Raw genomic sequence first — 15,031 nt, 5'->3', positions numbered from 1 at the left:
TCAATTGACTCAGTCCTCCGCGTACAGCGCGCGGACCTCCTCCGGCCGCAGGCCCTCGCCCTCGTTGAAGGCGGCGGCGAAGCCCTCCTCGCCCAGCGCCGCGCGTACGCGGCTGACGATGCGCTCGGCGTCGTCCTGCTCGGCGGGCGCGACCGGAACGGAGTTCGCCTCCCTGGCCGAGGTGGCGGCGCCCAGCATCCGCGCCGCCCGCTCGTGGTGGCCCGCCAGCGACAGCGCCCCCGCCACACCGGTCAGCGCCATGGTCCGGTCCCGGACGGCCTCGAACCTGGCCGCCAGGTCGATGGCCCGCGCGTGAAGGGCCAGCGCCCGATCCGCGTCACCGCGCTGCTCAGCCAGGAAACCCAACTCGGTGCAGACGATCGGCAGGTACGGCGCGGGCGTCTCGTCGGGCCCCAGCTCCGGAGCGTCGTCCAGCAGCACGCGCAGGTGGCTCTCGGCCAGGTCGAGCAGGCCCTCCCGGCGGGCCGAGAAGCCGAGCCCCATCGCCGCGAAGGTCTGGCCCGGCCGGTGGCTCTGCTCCACGGCCAGCCGCATGGCCTGCTCGCACAGCGGGCGCGCCTGCGCGAAGTCCCCCTGCTGCAGCGCGATCCAGCCCAGCCAGGACAGCCGCGCGGAGACCTCGGCCCACAGGCTCAGCTCCTCGGCCATCCGCAGCCCCTCGCGCTGCATCCGGGTGGCCCGTTCGTAGTCGCTGGTCATCTCGGCCAGGCCGCCGAGCCAGCCGGTGGCCTCCAACTGGCCCCAGCGCTCGCCCAGGTCGCCGAAGAGCTTCGCGCTGCGCTCGGCGTCGCGTTCGAGCGCGGCCAGGTCGCCCTTGACGTGCGCGAGCTTCGCCGAGACGGCCAGGCAGGCGGCCTCGCCCCACCGGTCGCCGGTGGCCTGGAAGGTGGGCATGGCCTGGTCCAGCAGCTTCCTGCTCGCCTCCAGGCCGCCGCTGTCGGTGCCGGTGTAGGCGAGGAACCACTGGGCTCTGGCCCGCCTGCCCGGGTCGGGGATGTCGTCCGGCCGTACCTCGCCCGGAGCGGGGTCGCCCTGCAGGCGGGCGATCCCCGTGAGCCAGGCGCGGGCGAGGGCGTCGTCGGGGGTGCCCGACAGGGCCGCCTCCAGGGAGCGTCTGGCCTCGGTCAGGCGGCTGCGCAGGAACCAGTACCAGGCCAGGGCGTTGACCAGGCGCAGGGCGTGCTCGTGGGCGGCTTCGCGGACCAGGCTGTCCAGGGCGCTGCGCAGGTTGGCGGCCTCGGTGTCGAGGCGGCGCAGCCAGCGGCGTTGCGCGGGGCCGTACAGGTGCGGCTCGGCCTGGACGGCCAGGTCGGTGTAGTGGCGGTGGTGGCGGCGGCGGACCTCCTCCAGCTCGCCGGCCTCGCGCATGCGGTCCAGGCAGTAGGCGGCCACCGACTCCAGCAGGCGGTACCGCGGGCCGTCCGCGTCGTGCACGACCACGACCAGCGAGCGGTCCACCAGCCGGGCCAGCAGGTCGAGGACGTCGAGGCCCGCGTCGGCGCAGACCGCCTCGGCCGCCTCCAGCGCGCACCCGTCGGCGTGTACGGCCAGCCGCCGCAGCACGACCCGTTCGGGGTCCGACAGCAGCTCCCAGCTCCAGTCGATCATCGCCATCAGCGTCTGCTGCCGCGGCGGGGCGCCCCGGTGCCCGGTGGCCAGCAGCCTGAACCGGTCGTCGAGCCTGGTCACCAAGCCGTGAACGCCCAGCGCCCGTACCCGGGTCGCGGCCAGCTCCAGCGCCAGCGGGATGCCGTCGAGGCGGCGGCAGAGCACCGCGATCGCGGGGCCGGTCTCCTCGTCGAGGGTGAAGGAGCGGGCGGCGGCCGACGCGCGGGCGACGAACAGGCGCACCGCGCTCGACTGGCCGAGCGCCTCCAGGTCGGCGCCCGCGTCCCGGCCGGGCACCTCCAGCGGCGGCACGCTCCAGACCACCTCGCCCGGCAGCGCCAGCGGCTCCTGGCTGGTGGCCAGCACCCGCAGCCCCGGGGCGGCGCGCAGCAGCGGGTCCACCAGCTCGGCGACCTGCTCGACCACGTGCTCGCAGTTGTCCAGGACCAGCAGCAGCTCGCGCCCGCGCAGCGCGCCGGTGAGCCGGTCGGCGGAGGTGACCTGCTCGCCCGCCGATCCGGCGTCCTGCACGTCCAGCACGCCCATGACCACCTCGGCCAGCCGGAAGGCCGCGCCGCGCCCCAGCCCGGCCAGCTCGACCAGCCACACGCCGTCGGCGTATGCCCCGGCGAGCTGCCGGGCCGTCTCCAGCGCCAGGCTGGTCTTGCCCACGCCGCCGGAGCCGGTGAGCGTGACCAGGCGGCCGGACGCCAGCAGGGACCTGATCTCGGTGACCGCCTCGTCGCGGCCGACCAGCTCGGTGAGGGAGGCGGGCAGGTTGGTGCTGGGCCGTACCACGGCGGGGTCGAGGGAGGGGTCCTGGCGCAGGATCGCCTGGTGGAGGGCGGCCAGCTCGGGGCTGGGGTCGAGGCCGAGCTCGTCGGCCAGGCGGTCGCGCAGGTCGGCGTAGCTGGCCAGCGCCTCGTTCTGGCGGCCCGCGCGGTAGAGGGCGCGCAGGTGCGCGGCGCGCAGCCGTTCGCGCAGTGGGTGCCGGTCCACCAGGTCGTCGAGCAGCACCTGCTCGCCCAGTTCCAGCCGGGCCTCGGCGTGCAGCTCCAGGGCGGCCAGCCGCTGCTCCTCCAGTCTGGCGATCACCGGCCTGGTGAACTCCTCGTCGGCGAAGTCGGCGAAGGCCGCGCCCCGCCACAGCGCCAGCGCGTCGGCCAGCAGGCCGGCCCTGGCCCGCGGGTCGGCGGTCTCCTGGGCGCGGGCGGTCAGCGCGGCGAAGCGCCGGGCGTCCACCGCGTCGGCGTCGACGTTCAGCAGGTAGCCGGGCGAGCGGGAGACCACCAGGTCCCTGGCGCCCGGTTCGGCCTCCTCCAGGGCGCGGCGCAGTTGGGAGACCCGTACCTGCAGGGACCCCGCCGGATTGGCCAGCGGCTCGTCCCCCCACAGGTCGTCGACGAGCAGGTCGGCGGAGACCAGCCGGCCCTCGTGGACGAGCAGGTCGGCCAACAGCGCGCGGACCTTGGCCCCGGGGAGCGTCACCGGCTCTCCCCTGGACGTCCACACGGCCAGCGGACCGAGCACCCCAAAGCGCATAAGGCCGACCTTAAGCCCAGCGGAAGGTGCCCGTAAGGCCATCACGGCATCGTCAGGGGTGTCAGCAGGACGCGAGGAGGCGGAGATGTCGGAGAGCACGAGGCTGCGGGTCGCGGTCATCATCGGCAGCACCCGCGTCGGCCGGTTCGGGCCCACCGTGGCCGACTGGTTCGTGGCCAGGGCCCGCAGGCGCGGCGACCTGGACCTCGATCTCGTCGATCTGGCCGACATCCGCCTGCCCGACATCCTCACCGACCAGGACGAGCCGGCGCCCCCGCAGGTACGGGCGCTGGCTCCGCGCCTGGCCGGGGCCGACGCCTTCGTGGTGGTCACCCCCGAGTACAACCGGAGCTTCCCGGCCCCGCTCAAGACCGCCATCGACTGGTTCTACGAGGAGTGGCAGGCCAAGCCGGTCACCTTCGTGTCGTACGGCCGGGAGTCGGGCGGCCTGCACGCCACCGACCAGCTCCGGCAGGTGTTCACCGAGCTGCACGCCGTCCCCATCCGGGACACGGTCAGCCTGCCCTGCTACTGGGAGCACTTCGCCGCCGACGGTGGCTGGCCCAAGACCAACGCGCCGTGCAACACGGCCGTCAAGACCGTGCTCGACCAGCTCTGCTGGTGGGGCCACGCCCTGCGGGACGCCCGCACCAAGACGCCCTACACCGCTTGACCAGGGGAGAAGACCATGCGCAAGATCATCGCTTCGACGTACTCCACGCTCGACGGCTTCATCGACAACCCGCACCTGTGGTCGTTCGACCACTTCACCGAGGAGGCCGGCAAGCACGCCTTCGACCAGCTCTTCGCCTGTGACGCGCTGCTGATGGGCCGGGTCACCTACGAGGGCTTCGTCCAGGCCTGGCCGTCCCGGGCGGGTGACCCGTTCGCCGACCGGGTCAACAGCATGGCCAAGTACGTCGTCTCCTCGACGATGGACGAGGCCGAGTGGGAGAACACCACCGTCATCAAGGGCGAGAACCTGGTCGAGGAGATCACCAGGCTCAAGCAGGAGCCGGGCGACGACATCCTGATCTACGGCTGCGGGCAGCTCACCGACGCCCTGCTGGAGGCCGGGCTGATGGACGAGTACCGGATCTGGGTCTACCCCGTCGTGCTCGGCAAGGGCGAGCGCCTGTGGCGGGAGGGCATCAGCGCGAAGCTGGAGATGGTCGACTCCAAGATCTTCGACTCCGGCGTCGCCATCCTTTCCTACGCGCCGACCGACTGAAAGAAGTTCCCCGTCGGATGTCGAGATCCTTCCGTCTGCTCCGACCTTCGTATGTATGACCAAGGAGAGGGTTTCGACATGTTGTACACCCAGCCCGCGGCCCTGCGCCGGGAGTTCGGCGGAGCCGTGCACCTGCCCGGTGAGCGCGGCTACGACGAGCAGCGGCGGGCGCTCAACCCGGCGCTGGACCCCCGCCCCGCCCTGGTGGCGGAGGCGGGCGGTCCCGCCGACGTGCGGGCCGCGGTGCTCGCGGCGGGCGAGGACGGCCTGGCGCTGGCCGTCCAGGCGACCGGCCACGGCACTCACGCCGCCTGCGACGGCGCGCTGCTGCTGAAGACCACGAAGCTGGCCGCGGTCACGGTCGCCCCGGTCAGGCGGGTCGCCCGCGTCGGTCCCGGCGCCCTCTGGGGTCACGTGCTGGAGGCCGCCGCGCCCTACGGGCTCGCGCCGCTGGCCGGCTCCTCGCCCACGGTGGGCGTGACCGGCTTCACGCTGGGCGGCGGGGTCGGCTGGCTGTCCCGCCGGTACGGCTTCGCGGCCGACAGCGTGCTGCGCGCCGAGGTCGTCACCGCCGACGGCCGCCACCTCACGGCCACCCCCGACCGGCACCCCGACCTGTTCTGGGCGCTCCGCGGCGGCGGCGGCAACTTCGGCGTCGTCACCTCGCTGGAGTTCCGGCTCTACCCGGTCGCCGAGGTGTACGCGGGCATCGCCTACTTCCCGTTCACCGGCGCCGCCGGCACGCTGGCCGCCTACCGGGACTGGGCGGCGGGCGCCCCCCGCGAGATGAGCACGGCCCTGATGCTGACCACCCTGCCCGGCACCTCCGAGCGCGCCGTCGCCGTCAAGGCCATGTACGCCGGAAGCGCCGAGCACGGCCGGCGGCTGCTCGCGCCGCTGTGGGCCGCCGCGGGCCCGGTCCTCGCCGGTGGGCTCAACTCGATGGGCTTCGCCCAGGCCGCCATGGGCGGCACCCCCGCCAGACACCTCGACCTGTTCGAGACGCTGCCCGACCCGGTGATCGACACGCTGGTGGCGGCCGGGGCCACGGTGGAGGTGCGGCACTGGGGCGGCGCGATGGCCGACCCCGGACCCGCCGCGGGCCCCGTGGGCCACCGGAACACCGCCTTCTCCGTCATCATCGACGCGCAGGTCCCCGGCGTCGCCGAGGCCCTGCGCCCGTACGCCGCCGGTGGCTCGTTCCTCAACTTCCTGAGCGACACCGGCAGGACCGCCACCGCCTACACTGCCACCGACCACCACCGCCTGCGCCAGGTCAAGAGGGCCTACGACCCGTCCAACCTGTTCCGCACCGGTCACACCATCGACCCCGCCTGACCAAGGGAACACGACCATGAGCGATCTTCAGAAGCAGGTCCAGGCCGCCATCGACGAACTCGTCGAGTCGGGTGCCGAACGCGGCGTCCAGGTCGCCGCCTACCGCGACGGGGAACTGGTCGTCGACGCGGTCGCGGGCGTGGCCGACCCGGAGACCGGGCGGGCCGTCACGCACGACACGCCGTTCTACAACTTCTCCATCGGCAAGGGCGCCACCGCGACCGTGGCCCACGTGCTCGTCGAGCGCGGCCTGTTCGGGTACGACACCCCGATCGCGGAGCTGTGGCCGGAGTTCGCCGCCCACGGCAAGGAGCGGGTGACCGTACGGCACGCGCTCGCGCACACCGCCGGCGTGCCCGGCCTGCCGCTCGACTCCACGCCCGAGGACGTGTGCGACTGGGCGAAGATGTGCGCGGCGCTGGCCGACGCCGAGCTGTGGTGGGAGCCGGGCACCAAGGTGGGGTACCACGCCTACACCTTCGGCTACCTCATCGGCGAGGTGGTCCGCAGGGCGACCGGCAAGCCCATCTCGCAGGTGCTCGCCGAGGAGGTCGCGGGACCGCTGGGCGTCGCGGACGAGCTCTACTTCGGCGTGCCGGAGGCGGAGCACCACCGCCTGGCCCGGCTGGAGGACGAGCCCGTCGACGCGGCGCTGTTCGCGGACATGCCGGCGGACCTGCCGATGTTCAAGGCGGGGCCGATGTCGCTGTTCCCCGGCGCTGAGCTGGGCAACCGCACCGACATGCTGGCCGCCGACATCCCCGCCGGCGGCAAGACGTCGGCCAGGGCGATCGCCAGGATGTACGCGGCCCTGCTGGGCGAGGTGGACGGAGTGCGGCTGATCTCGCCGGAGCGGTTGCGCGAGGTCACCACCATTAACGCCAGCGGGATGGACGAGGTCTTCCAGATGCCGACGAGCTGGGCGCTCGGGTATTCGATCATCGATGCGGAGGGCGCGCCGAGCAGGTTCGGCGTGCCGGGCGCGGGTGGCAGCGCCGCCTGGGGCGACACCGCGACCGGCATCTCGTTCGCGATGACCAAGAACCGTCTGACGAGCGACTTCAGCCTGGCCACCAGGATCGGCGACATCATCACCCCGTGAGATGAGCTTGGTACGAACTGGTCATTTCCCTCTTCTCCGCAGTGCCGTGTTCTTAAGGGACCGCGAGACACGGCCCGTCAGGAGAGCGTCATGACCAGTCCGGCCAGACCCGCCATCGTCCTCATTCACGGACTGTGGCTGACCCCGCGGTCCTGGGAACACTGGGTCGAGCGCTACACCCGGCGCGGCTACGAGGTTCTCGCCCCCGCGTGGCCCGGCATGGAGATCGAGGTCGAGGCGCTGCGCAAGGACCCCTCGGTGATGGACGGGCTCGGCGTGACCGAGATCGCCGAGCACTACGCGACGATCATCGGCCGTCTCGATCGCCGGCCGATCATCGTGGGCCACTCCTTCGGCGGCCTCGTCACCCAGCTCCTGCTGGGGCGCGGGCTCGGCGCCGCGGGGGTGGCCATCCATCCCGCGCCCATCAAGGGGGTGCGGAAGCTGCCGATCAGCAGCCTGCGCGCGGCCTTCCCCGCGCTGCGCCTCAGCAAGACGGTGACGCTGACGCCCGAGCAGTTCCGGTACTGCTTCACCAACACGCTGATGGAGGAGGAGTCGCTGGTCGCCTACCACCGCTACCAGGTGCCGGGCAGCCGCCGCCCGCTGATCCAGGCCGCCACCGCCAACCTGCGCCGCCGCGCCGCCACCGAGGTGGACGTACGCAACGGGACCCGCGCGCCGCTGCTGCTGATCGCCGGCGGCGCCGACCACACCGTCCCGGTGAGCGTGGTGCGGGCGGCGTACGCGCTCTACTACAAGTCCGGCGCGGTGACCGACTACCACGAGTTCCCCGGCCGCCCCCACTTCACCGTCGGCGTCCCCGGCTGGGAAAGGGTCGCCGACCACGCCATCGTCTGGGCCGAACGCCAGACGTCATAAGTCGGCCACGGCGGACCGTCGCGCCAGGTCCCCGTCGGCACTCCCGCTCTGCGGCGGTACGGCGAAGCAGGCGTCCAGACCGGTGACACGCAGGATCAGCCGCACTTGCCGGGGCAGCGCGGCCAGATGGAGTGTGGCGCCGGTGCCGAGGGCGTGCCGCCGCAGAACGAGGAGAGCGGTCAGACCGCTGGCGTCCATGAAGGTCACCCCGCCGAGGTCGAGGGTGACACGAGTGACACCCGTGTCCAGGACGCCCGCGACGTGGGCGCACAGCTCGGGCGCGGTGGCGAGGTCGATCTCGCCGCCGACGCCGACGAGGGCGTGGCCGTTCACCGTACGGGTGGACAGGCGAAGCGGGTCCATGTTGACTCCTGCCGCATCACCGGACGCCGCGGGGTCTGGACGGGCCGAATTGTGAAGTATGTGACTATCCGCAGTTGAGCGGACTCACTCCGCAGTCTATGACGTGCCGGTCATTCTGCGCGGTTAACGGCCAGATTGGTATCCGGCCAGCAGATCGGCGACCTCGGCCTCCTGGTTGATCACCGCCAGGGCGATCGCGGACAGCGGCCGGTTACGCGAGCGGGCGTAGCCGCGCATGAGGTTGAAGGCTTCGGCGACATCGATCTGCCCCCGCTCCGACAGCACCCCCTTGGCCTGCTCGATGACGATGCGGCTGTTGAGCGCGTACTGCAGCTGCTCGTTGACGAGCTGGTGCTGGCGCAGGGCGCGCTCGTGCAGGATGCCGATGGTGGCGACGTCGGCCAGCGCCTGGGCGACGGCGGCGGCCTCGGCGCCCAGTGGCCTGGCCGAGGCGCGGAACAGGTTGACCGCGCCCAGGGTCTGCTCGCGCAGCCGCAGCGGCACCGCGTGCACCCCGAGGAAGCCCGCCTCGCGGGCCGCCACCGCGAAGCGCGGCCAGCGGCGGGGTTCGGCGGTCAGATCAGGGCAGCTCACGACGTGGCCGGTGTGGAAGCAGTCGAGGCAGGGCCCCTCCTCGTCCTGCAACTGCAGCAGTTCCAGGAGCCGTACCTGCTCAGAGGAGGCGGCCACGAGCTGGAGCGAGCTGCGCGGGTCGACCAGGAGGATGCCCGCCGCCTCGACGTCGAGCAGTTCGACGCAGCGTTCGGACAGCCCCTGAAGGAAGTCGATGACGTCGAATCCCCCCACGAGGGTGTCGGCCAGCTCGACAAACGTCTGTGCCGTCCGCCGTTCCAGCATGTTCGCTCACTTCCCTAACTCGTGCGAGTGTCAGTGGAACCGCAGTCGCCGGGCGACCACGTCGCTTGCCACCTCGATCAGGCGGCGGTCGCTGGCATAGGCGTGGGCGCGCAGCCGTAGCAGAGCCTCGGTGAGGTTCGTCCCGGTCTGTACCGCGACGATGCCGGTGGCCTGGTGGACCTCGGCCCAGCGTTCCACCTCACCGCCCCGGCCTCCCCTCTCATCCAGTCCCTGGACCTGCACCAGCAGCGCGGCGTCCGTGAACACCAGCGCGTCGCCCAGTTCCCGGTCCGTCAACCATCCTGGCGTCTCGCGCCCGGCCTCCAGCACGCCGACGGAGATCGCCCCCAGCAGCAGCGGGAACGCGAAGATCGCCGCCGCTCCCGCGTCCACCGCGGCGGGGGCGAACAGCGGCCAGCGCCGCTGGGTGTCGGCGGCGGCCAGGTCGGGGACCAGCACGGGCCGGCCGTCGGCCAGCGCCTGCAGGCCCGGCCCTTCCCCGAGCGTGACCTGCAGCTCCGACAGGATGCCGATGCGCGCGTCGCTCGCGCCCACCGGCTCGTAGGCGACACGCTCACTGGTCAGCGCCACCGCGACCCCATCGGCCCGCAGGACGTCGGCGCACACCGCGCAGACCAGCCGCAGGGAGATCGGCTCACCCTCGGCGCGGGAACGGTCGTCGATCGCCGCCCACACCCGTGCCGCCGGCCGCCGGCTGTCCATCGGTCACCACTTCCCTGGCAGGGGGCGAGCCTATGCCCTGTCCTCCGCCCAAGACCCGAATACAGGTGGGGAGGGTAGGGTGGGGTGTACCGAGGTTATTTCGTGCGTTGACATCCAGGTCGGCGTCGCCCGAGGCGATACACACCTTCGGCCCGCCGTGGCCGAGACAGGTTCGTCCATCATGACGCCGAAGAATCTCCTTGGCCGCACACCCCACCACGCCGCGTCGAGGCCCGTTCCCACCTCCGCCACCGTCGTCCACCTGCGCGGCGAGATCGACATCTTCACCAGCAACGCCATGCGCGAGCGCCTGCTGCACGCGCTGCGCAGCGACCCGAGCATGCTCGTCTGCGACCTTTCGGGCGTCTCGTTCTGCGACACCTCAGGACTGGCGGTCCTCGTCGGCGTCCAGCGCCGCGCCAGGGTCATGGGCATCCCCATGGGCCTGACCGCCCCGCCCGCCCAAACCGCCACTCTGCTACGCCTCACCGGGCTGGACCACACCTTCACGATGTACGGCAGCGGCCCGGCCGAGCGGATCGCGCGGCCTGCCGTACCGGCTCGGGGGCCTCGGCAGCACCGGATGCGCGATCGCCATCAGTGATGAGGCTTGCTCGAAACGGCTGTTTCCGCGCGCTCGCCCGTCACGTTGACTGAGGGGACGAGGAGACCGACCAGGTGGCCTGCGCTCGGACGAGTCGTGCGATGAGACGAGAGGGCCCATGACCGGACTCCTGAAAGAGTACGACGGAGGGTCCCCCTTTCCCGAAGCCGGGGAACACGAACCGGTCGGGAGGACCCAAGCAGGGGTGACCATGGCGATCGTGGTCGTGCCGTTCGCCGCGCTCGCGGCCGGGCTCTGGCTGGCCTGGGGGAACGGCCTTACGGCCACCGACCTGGGGCTGGCCGTCCTCTTCTACGTCCTGACCGGCCTCGGCGTGACCGTCGGCTACCACCGGCTGTTCACCCACGGCTCCTTCGCGGCGCATCCCGCGCTGCGGGTGGCGCTGGCGATCGCCGGGTCGATGGGCTTCCAGGGCAACCTCATCGACTGGGTGGCCGTACACCGCCGCCACCACGCCTTCACCGACCGCCCCGGAGACCCGCACTCCCCCTACCGGTACGGCTCCAGCCTGGGCGGACAGCTACGCGGGCTGGCCCACGCCCATCTGGGCTGGCTGTTCATGGCCGACCGCACCCCGGCCGACCGCTACGCTCCCGACCTGCTCGCCGACCCCGCGATGCGCCGCATCTCACGCGCCTTCCCGCTCCTGTGCGCCGCGTCACTGGCCGCGCCCTTCCTGGCCGGGTGGGCGATCAGCGGCACTCTGTACGGCGGGCTGACCGCCTTCCTCTGGGCCGGCCTGGTCCGGGCGGCCCTGCTGCAGCACGTGACCTGGAGCGTAAACTCCCTGTGCCACGTCGTCGGGAACCGGCCGTTCACCACCCGTAGGCACGACCGCTCCACCAACCTGTGGCCGCTGGCGCTGCTGTCGTTCGGCGAGAGCTGGCATAACGGCCACCACAGCGAGCCCAGTTGCGCCCGGCACGGCGTGGACCGGCGGCAGCTCGACGTGTCCGCCGCGCTCATCCGCGTCTTCGAGCGGCTGGGCTGGGCCACCGGCGTGCACTGGCCGGACTCGGACCGCCTCGAACGCCGTCGCGTTCAGCCGTAACCGTCCGACGGGTTACGACTCCCCTGGTTTGCGGGCCAGGAGGCGGCCCTGCTGGAACCTCTCGGTCCCTGCGGGCTCGCGCACCAGCCGGGCGTCCACGACGAACCCGGCCTGGTTCAGCAGTTCGGCCAGCCGGTCGGGCGACCACCGGTAGGCGAGCGTCACCTTGTGGTCGAACGCCTGCGGGAGGAGTTCGTCTCCGGCGAAGAAGCCGAGCAGCAGGTGGCCGCCCGGGGCCAGCATCCGGTGGAACTCGGCGAACATCGCCGGCAGTTGCTCCGCCGGGGTGTGGATGACGGAGTACCAGGCGAGGATGCCGCCGAGCGCGCCGTCCGTCAGGCCCAGCGCGGTCATCGAGCCCTCGTCGAACCGCAGGTCCGGGTACGCGCCACGGGCCAGGGCGATCATCTCCGACGACAGGTCGACGCCGAAGGCGGTCAGTCCGAGAGAGTGCAGGTGGGCGGTCACATGGCCGGGGCCGCACCCGAGATCGGCGACCGGCCCGACATCGGCGGCCCGCACGAGTTCGGCGAACACGGCCAGCATCGCGCGGTCCAGCGGCGCCCCCTCAAGCGCGGTGCGAAAGAGCTCGGCGTAGAGGCCGGCGACGGCGTCATAGGCCACTTGGGTGGTGCGCGGGTAGGTCAGCTCAGTCATAGCGAAGCACAATAGCCCGCGCTGCTCTGGCGGCGGACCGGCCGCGACCCGGGGTGGTGCGATGATCTCTGGTCGCGTGGTCTAGTCGCGGTAGCGATGGGCCCAGGGCAGGGCCTCTTCGAGGGTCGCGGAGACGGCGAGGAGGAGGTCGTCGCGGCCCCAGCCGGCGGTGAGGGAGACGCCGAGCGGCAGGCCCTCGGCGGTCCAGCCCAGCGGGAGACTGATGGCTGGGAACCCGGTGGCGTTGCCGATGACCGTGTTGCCGGTGAACGCGGCCATCGCAGCCAGCTCCGCGGCGGGGTCAGCGTCGTCGCGCAACTGGCCGACGAACGTCGGCGGGGTGGTCACCGTGGGGGTGATCACGATATCCGCGTCGGCGTACTCGAGAGTCCACGCGCGGGCGCGGGCCTGCACGATGCCGATCGACGCGGCGAGGTCGCCCGCGGTGCGCCGCCGCGAGCCCTCCCGGAGGTAGCGGACGATCGGCCGCAGGGCCGACTCGTCTCCGTCCACGGGCTTGGCTCCGGCCAGCGCGCTGAACATCGTCGTGAAGTTCTCCGCGAACGCCTCGTCGACCGCCTGCTCCCGGGCGAAGACCTCGTGGCCGAGCCCGGCCAGCGTCTTGGCCGCGAGTTCGGCGGCCTCGGCGACCTGGGGATCCACGGGTCCGCCCGAGATCGACCCCTGGGCGAGGGCCACGCGGAGCCGGGGCACGGGGGCGTCGCAGGCGCGCTCGTAGCTGTCCACGCGGGGCGGGTGCACGGTGCCGACGCCGGTACGGGAGGCCAGCACGTCGAGGAACGCCGCGGTGTCGCGCACGCTTCGCGCGAGCGGCCCCCGGACGGACAGGCCCATGCCGTCGCTGCCGTTCGGACCCGCTGTGACGAGTCCGCGGCTGGGCTTCAGCCCGACCACCCCGCAGGCGCTCGCGGGCGAGCGCAGCGATCCGGCGCTGTCGCTGCCCTGGGCGATCGGCACGAACAGCGCGCCAACCGCGGCCGCGGCTCCGCCGCTGCTGCCGGCCGCGCTGCGGGTGAGGTCGAACGGGCTGCGCGCCGGCGCGGCCACCTCGGGCTCGGTGTAGCAACCGGCCCCGAACTCGGGCACCGTGGTCTTGCCGAGGCTGATCAGCCCGGCTTCGTTGATGATGTCGACGATCTCGTCGTTGTAGTCGGGGACCCAGTCGCGGTACAGCGCCGAGCCCATCGTGGTACGGATGCCCGCGGTGGCCTCCAGGTCCTTGATCGCGGTGGGCACGCCGTACAGGCGGGGCAGCTCGGCGCGGGCCGTCGAGCGCAGGGTGCGCTCCGCTGCCGCGGCGGCGGCGCGGGCGCGAGCGGCGGACACGGTGGTGAACGCGCCCACCCGGTCCCCGGTCTCGACGCGGGCCAGCAGGTGGTCGACGACCTCGGTGGGGGCGGTCTCACCGCGTTCGTAGGCGGCGACCAGTTCCAGGGCCGTGAGGTGGTGGATCTCGGTCAACGGGCTCTCCGGCTGCTATTTCGTTACGCGTATAGATATAGTGAGGGGATGGTAGCCGAGAAGGCAAGCCCGCCGAAGAGGGGGCGGCCAAGGGCGGTGACAGTCGACGCGGTCCTCGCCGCCGCGATCGAGATCGCCGACGACCGCGGCCTGGACGCCGTGACCTTCCGCGTGCTCGCCGACCGCCTCGGCGTGTCCCCCATGGCGATCCACCGCACCACCGGCGGCATCGAGGCGCTCCAGCACGCCCTGGTGTCCCGGATCGTGGGCGAGGTCACCCAGTCCGTGGAGTGGCCGGACGACTGGCGCGACGTGGTCGAGACCTTCGCGCGCTCCCTCCGCGACCTGCTCATGCGGCATCCCGTCGTGCTGGAGGCGCACCGCCGGGCCCCCCTCGTCGGGCCCGGCGCGGACGACGTCGCGCACCGGGTGGTCGCGGCGCTGCGCTCGGCCGGCCTGGACGAGGAGGCCGCCGCGTACGCCTACGGCGCCGTGCACGACTTCGTCACCGGCCACGTGGCGGTTCGCCTCGGCCGCGGCGAGCTGGAGCTGTTCGCGCTCCCGCCCGAGCGCCGGGCCGCGTCGGTGTTCGCCGACCACCACGACTACGACCGCCGTTTCGCCGTCGGCCTCGGCTTCGTCATCGGCGGCATCGCCGCCGCCACCACCGCACCGCACGAGGACCGACGATGACCTTCCGGGCCGAAACCGTTCACCTGACCACGCCGCAGGGCCGCCGGATCGCCTACTGCTCGTACGGAGACCCCACCGCCGCGCCCGCCATCGTGCTGCACGGCGTCCCCGGAAGCCGCCTGCAGGGCATTCCCCTGCACGAGGCCGCCACGAAGGCGGGCGTGCACCTGGTCTTCCCGGACCGCCCGGGGTACGGAGAGACCGATCCGGTGCCCGGCCGCGGCTTCCACCGCTGGAACGCCGACTTCCTGACCCTCCTGGAGCACCTCGGCGCCGAGCGGGTGCCGCTCGTGGCGATCTCCGGCGGCGGCGGATACGCCCTGGCCGCGGCACAGGCCCATCCCGGGCGGGTGACGAAGCTGATCCTGGCCTGCGCGGCGGTTCCCGGAGCGCCGCGGGCGGCCTACGCCCGCCGGATTCCCGTGGTGACCTGGGTGGACCGGGCCGTCCGCTGGGCTCCGGCGGTCGCCCGGTCGATGCTCGCCGGCACCGGGATCTTCAAGAGCACCCGCAAGGCGAACCTCAGCGCCTGGCCGGAGGCCGACCAACTGGTGATGAACGACCCGGAGGTCGTGGCCTACTCCGCCCTGGACGCCGCCGAGGCCCGGCGCCAGGGGATGAACGCGGCCGTGACCGACCTCGCGGCCTACTCCCGTCCGCTTCCCGACCCGCTGAGCTCGGTCTCGGTGCCCACCGTGTTCATCCACGGCGAGGCGGACGGCAACGTGCCGATCGAGATCGCGCGATGGGCGCACGCGCGGATCGGCGGCTCCGAGCTGCGCGCACTGCCCGGCGCCGGACACCTGTTCCTGATCACGGACGCGAGCCCGCTCCTGCGGGAGCTGAGGTGAGAGG

The 15,031-nt window shown here is 72.7% G+C and carries 15 protein-coding genes; 9 read left to right on the top strand and 6 right to left on the bottom strand.

Features of this window, described 5'->3' with window-relative positions; all coding sequences use genetic code 11:
- Positions 1-9: 9 nt before the first annotated feature.
- Positions 10-3,171, bottom strand: a complete 3,162-nt coding sequence (locus ABZ911_RS18980) for a BTAD domain-containing putative transcriptional regulator (RefSeq protein WP_358056834.1) — start codon at positions 3,169-3,171, stop codon at positions 10-12.
- Between the two features lie 85 nt (positions 3,172-3,256).
- On the opposite strand from ABZ911_RS18980, the gene ABZ911_RS18975 reads away from it, so the two are divergent.
- The 5 genes from ABZ911_RS18975 to ABZ911_RS18955 all read left to right on the top strand — a co-directional run bounded on the left by ABZ911_RS18975 (position 3,257) and on the right by ABZ911_RS18955 (position 7,724).
- Positions 3,257-3,844, top strand: a complete 588-nt coding sequence (locus ABZ911_RS18975; RefSeq protein WP_358056832.1) for an NAD(P)H-dependent oxidoreductase — start codon at positions 3,257-3,259, stop codon at positions 3,842-3,844.
- A 15-nt stretch (positions 3,845-3,859) separates the two neighbouring features.
- Entirely contained in the window at positions 3,860-4,402 is a 543-nt protein-coding gene (locus ABZ911_RS18970; RefSeq protein WP_358056830.1) for a dihydrofolate reductase family protein, read from the top strand.
- Positions 4,403-4,480: 78 nt separating this feature from the next.
- The gene (locus ABZ911_RS18965) at positions 4,481-5,740 is read left to right on the top strand and encodes an FAD-binding oxidoreductase (protein WP_358056828.1); all 1,260 of its coding nucleotides are present in this window, start codon (positions 4,481-4,483) and stop codon (positions 5,738-5,740) included.
- Between the two features lie 16 nt (positions 5,741-5,756).
- Positions 5,757-6,842, top strand: coding sequence for a serine hydrolase domain-containing protein (locus ABZ911_RS18960; RefSeq protein WP_358056826.1), 1,086 nt, complete (start codon positions 5,757-5,759; stop codon positions 6,840-6,842).
- A 90-nt stretch (positions 6,843-6,932) separates the two neighbouring features.
- On the top strand, positions 6,933-7,724 hold the full coding sequence (locus tag ABZ911_RS18955; RefSeq protein WP_358056824.1) for an alpha/beta hydrolase: 792 nt from the start codon (positions 6,933-6,935) through the stop codon (positions 7,722-7,724).
- On the opposite strand, the gene ABZ911_RS18950 is transcribed toward ABZ911_RS18955, so the two are convergent.
- The 3 genes from ABZ911_RS18950 to ABZ911_RS18940 form a co-directional block, all read right to left on the bottom strand.
- A complete protein-coding gene (locus ABZ911_RS18950) occupies positions 7,719-8,087 on the bottom strand; it encodes an STAS domain-containing protein (RefSeq protein ID WP_358056822.1) in 369 nt (122 codons plus the stop codon). The genes ABZ911_RS18955 and ABZ911_RS18950 overlap by 6 nt on opposite strands.
- A 123-nt stretch (positions 8,088-8,210) precedes the next feature.
- On the bottom strand, positions 8,211-8,945 hold the full coding sequence (locus tag ABZ911_RS18945; protein WP_358056820.1) for a GAF and ANTAR domain-containing protein: 735 nt from the start codon (positions 8,943-8,945) through the stop codon (positions 8,211-8,213).
- Positions 8,946-8,975: 30 nt separating this feature from the next.
- Positions 8,976-9,668: a GAF and ANTAR domain-containing protein gene (locus ABZ911_RS18940; RefSeq protein WP_358056818.1), complete on the bottom strand. Its 693-nt coding sequence runs from the start codon at positions 9,666-9,668 to the stop codon at positions 8,976-8,978.
- Positions 9,669-9,849: 181 nt separating this feature from the next.
- Between ABZ911_RS18940 and ABZ911_RS18935 the strand changes: the two genes are divergently transcribed.
- Together ABZ911_RS18935 and ABZ911_RS18930 are read left to right on the top strand one after the other, a co-directional pair.
- Positions 9,850-10,272: an STAS domain-containing protein gene (locus ABZ911_RS18935; protein ID WP_358056816.1), complete on the top strand. Its 423-nt coding sequence runs from the start codon at positions 9,850-9,852 to the stop codon at positions 10,270-10,272.
- Positions 10,273-10,483: 211 nt separating this feature from the next.
- Positions 10,484-11,344: a fatty acid desaturase gene (locus ABZ911_RS18930; RefSeq protein ID WP_358056814.1), complete on the top strand. Its 861-nt coding sequence runs from the start codon at positions 10,484-10,486 to the stop codon at positions 11,342-11,344.
- 12 nt (positions 11,345-11,356) lie between these two features.
- Here the strand turns inward: ABZ911_RS18930 and ABZ911_RS18925 are convergent, their stop codons facing one another.
- Positions 11,357-12,001 (bottom strand): class I SAM-dependent methyltransferase, encoded by a 645-nt coding sequence (locus tag ABZ911_RS18925; RefSeq protein WP_358056812.1) that lies wholly within the window; start codon positions 11,999-12,001, stop codon positions 11,357-11,359.
- Positions 12,002-12,082: 81 nt separating this feature from the next.
- Positions 12,083-13,483, bottom strand: a complete 1,401-nt coding sequence (locus tag ABZ911_RS18920; RefSeq protein ID WP_358056810.1) for an amidase — start codon at positions 13,481-13,483, stop codon at positions 12,083-12,085.
- Positions 13,484-13,579: 96 nt separating this feature from the next.
- Here ABZ911_RS18920 and ABZ911_RS18915 point away from each other — a divergent pair, with 96 nt between their 5' ends.
- Positions 13,580-14,176 (top strand): TetR/AcrR family transcriptional regulator C-terminal domain-containing protein, encoded by a 597-nt coding sequence (locus ABZ911_RS18915; protein WP_358056808.1) that lies wholly within the window; start codon positions 13,580-13,582, stop codon positions 14,174-14,176.
- Positions 14,173-15,027, top strand: a complete 855-nt coding sequence (locus ABZ911_RS18910) for an alpha/beta hydrolase (protein WP_358056806.1) — start codon at positions 14,173-14,175, stop codon at positions 15,025-15,027. Before ABZ911_RS18915 ends, ABZ911_RS18910 begins: the two co-directional genes overlap by 4 nt.
- Positions 15,028-15,031: the final 4 nt, after the last annotated feature.

Source organism: Nonomuraea sp. NPDC046570, from assembly GCF_040645915.1.
Taxonomy (GTDB): domain Bacteria; phylum Actinomycetota; class Actinomycetes; order Streptosporangiales; family Streptosporangiaceae; genus Nonomuraea.
Note: the sequence above shows the minus strand (reverse complement) of the source record. Positions and strands in the feature narration are given on the sequence as shown.